This window comes from Polaromonas sp. P1_E3 (assembly GCF_056405935.1).
The window spans coordinates 1-2,744 of the sequence record NZ_JBFUBD010000354.1; the positions used below are offsets into that span (position 1 = coordinate 1).

Here is a 2,744-nt window from a genome sequence, read left to right on the forward strand (position 1 = left end):
GGGCTACGCGGACCGGCAAAAAAGCCATCCGGAACGCTTCGCCCGTATTGACGCATCCAGGAGCCGCGATGAAGTCTGGCAGGCTGTGCAGCAGGTCTTTGTCGCCAAAGGCTGGTTGTCATGAGCGTTTTGGACACTTTGCCGGCAGCGGCCGGGTCCAGCAATCCGCGCCTGGCGCCATGGCTCCAGGCGCAGCTTGAAAGCCTGCTGGCCCAGCGCGGCCATGCCTGGCTCCTGAGCGGGCCCTCGGGTTTGGGGCAGTTTGAACTGGCGCTGGCACTGGCGCGGGCCTGGCTTTGCGAAGAAGCCACGCCGCACGGCGCCTGCGGGCACTGCGGCAGTTGCCACGCGGTGGACGTGCATACCCATGCCGACCTTTGCATGCTGATGCCCGAAACGTTGTCGCTGGCGCTCGGCTGGCCGCTCGACGAAAAGACTCAGGACGACCTGGACAGCAAAAAACGCAAGCCCAGCAAGGAAATCAAGGTCGATGCAGCGCGCGAAGCCGTGTCCTTTACCCAGTTCACACGCTCACGCGGGACCACCAAGGTAGTGCTGGTTTTCCCGGCCGAGCGCATGAACAACGTCACGGCCAATACATTGCTCAAGACGCTGGAAGAACCTCCCGGGGCGGTCAAGTTCATCCTGGCCACCGAGGCGGCGCACCAGTTGCTGCCCACCATTCGCAGTCGGTGCCTGGGCCACACCATGGTCTGGCCAGACTTTAGCGAGGCCCTGGGCTGGCTTCAGCAGGAAATCACAACGGCGGGCGAGGGCGCCGGAAGCGCCAAAAAAGCAGCGCCGGCAGCCAAAGCGGCCGAATTGCAAACCTTGCTGGTGGCGGCGGGCGGCCGCCCGGCCGATGCGCTGAGCTGGGCGCAAAACAATCCGCCTGCGGAAGCGGCCCAGCATTGGCAAGCGTTGCCCAAAGCCATGGCGCGCGGCGACGTGAGCGCCCTGTCGGACTGGGCGCCGGCGCAGGCCGTGGATGCGCTGCAGAAGCTTTGCCACGATGTACTGGCTGTGCGCATGGGTGCGGCGCCGCGGTTTTTCCACGCAGGCGACTTTCCGGCAACCCTTCCCGCGGTGGCCGGCAAGACAGGTAGCGGGCTTTACGCACTTGCAAGCTGGTCCAAAGAACTGGCCGCCATCGCCCGCACGGTAGAACACCCTTACAACCCGGGCCTGATGCTGGAGTCACTTGTAAGCCGCGCCCGCATAGCGCTGAATGCAAAATAACCGCGTCTTTTATGCAGCAATTTCAGCCGCCTCTGCAGGCAAACCGATAAACTAGCGCCATGAGCACACCACCGCCCGCCAGTTCGGCCGCAGCCGCCACCGCCCGCCCCAGCGTTGTCCAGCTGGCCATCAAGGAAAAAGCGGCGCTCTATGCCGCCTATATTCCCTTGTTTTCGGAAGGCGGTGTTTTCATTCCCACGGCACGCGACTACAAGTTGGGCGATGACGTGTATGTCCTGCTGACACTCCCTGAAGATACGCAGCGTTATCCGGTGGCGGGCAAAGTGGCTTGGGTTACCCCCGGAAGGGCCGCTGGCAACCGGACACAAGGCGTCGGTGTCCGGTTCCCATCGGACGAAAAATCCCGTCTTCTCAAGCTCAAGATTGAAGAAATCCTCGGCGCCCACCTGGCGTCTGACCGGCCCACACAGACTATTTAAGCTCGCCGACCTGACTTGCCGCACGGCAAGCGCCGCGATTGCTATGGTATTTATAGCTGCTCGCGCTCGACCAGCAAGGCTTTAGGGCCTGTTTTTATACCTAAACTTTGTATCTCCGATGTTCACTGACTCCCATTGCCATTTGAGCTTTCCGGAGCTTCAGGCCCAATTGCCTCAAATTCGCCAGGCCATGCAGGCCGCACAGGTAGACCGGGCCCTGTGTATTTGCACCACCTTGGAAGAGTTCGAAACTGTTCACGGATTGGCAACAACCTACGACAACTTCTGGGCAACCGTCGGCGTGCATCCCGACAACGAGGACGTTCAGGAGCCCAGCCTGGACGACCTGCTGACACGCGCCAGATTGCCCAAAGTGGTCGGTATTGGGGAAACCGGGCTCGACTATTACCGCCTGGGTGAACGGACCGTAGCGGACATGGAATGGCAACGGGAGAGGTTTCGGGTGCACATCCGGGCGGCCCGGCAGACCGGCAAGCCCCTGGTGATTCATACCCGAAGTGCATCCGACGACACGATTGCCTTGTTAAAGGAAGAGGGCGGTAGCGCTGGAGAAGCGGGCCGCGCCACTGGCGTTTTTCACTGCTTTACCGAAACCCAGGCGGTGGCCCGCGCCGCCCTTGACCTCGGGTTTTACATCTCTTTTTCCGGCATCCTGACCTTCAAGAATGCCGCGGATTTGCGGGAAGTGGCCCGGTTTGTCCCACTGGACCGCATGTTGATTGAGACCGACAGCCCCTACCTTGCTCCTATGCCTTACCGCGGAAAAACCAATAATCCTTCGTATGTGCCCCTGGTGGCCAGGCAGATCGCGGAACTCACCCAGCAACCCATCCATGCCATTGCAGAGGCCACAAGCCGAAACTTCGAGCAGCTTTTTAGCGGGGTTAAGGTATGAAAAACAACTTCATAAATTACTTTAAGAAAACAATTATTGGCATTGTTTTTTATGGACTTTTTTCTGCAATGGCAGGGTCGTACGATGATTTTTTCATCGCCATCAAGCGCGACGATCCCCGCACCATTCAGGCACTGCTGCAGCGGGGG

General features: G+C 60.2%; 3 protein-coding genes. All 3 read left to right on the plus strand.

The genetic code is table 11. The features are described from left to right. The first annotated feature begins 120 nt into the window (after positions 1 to 120). Positions 121 to 1,239, plus strand: coding sequence for a DNA polymerase III subunit delta' (locus tag AC1D0Z_RS19045; RefSeq protein WP_477659755.1), 1,119 nt, complete (start codon positions 121 to 123; stop codon positions 1,237 to 1,239). 59 nt (positions 1,240 to 1,298) lie between these two features. Then, positions 1,299 to 1,679, plus strand: coding sequence for a PilZ domain-containing protein (locus tag AC1D0Z_RS19050; protein ID WP_477659756.1), 381 nt, complete (start codon positions 1,299 to 1,301; stop codon positions 1,677 to 1,679). 118 nt (positions 1,680 to 1,797) lie between these two features. Then, positions 1,798 to 2,595, plus strand: coding sequence for a TatD family hydrolase (locus tag AC1D0Z_RS19055; protein WP_477659757.1), 798 nt, complete (start codon positions 1,798 to 1,800; stop codon positions 2,593 to 2,595). The last annotated feature ends 149 nt before the right edge of the window (positions 2,596 to 2,744 follow it).

Excerpts from the sequence above, each read along its gene's own strand:
- AC1D0Z_RS19055 (WP_477659757.1), top strand. The coding sequence starts at position 1,798 with ATGTTCACTGACTCCCATTGCCATTTGAGCTTTCCGGAGCTTCAGGCC.
- AC1D0Z_RS19050 (WP_477659756.1), top strand. The coding sequence starts at position 1,299 with ATGAGCACACCACCGCCCGCCAGTTCGGCCGCAGCCGCCACCGCCCGC.
- AC1D0Z_RS19045 (WP_477659755.1), top strand. The coding sequence starts at position 121 with ATGAGCGTTTTGGACACTTTGCCGGCAGCGGCCGGGTCCAGCAATCCG.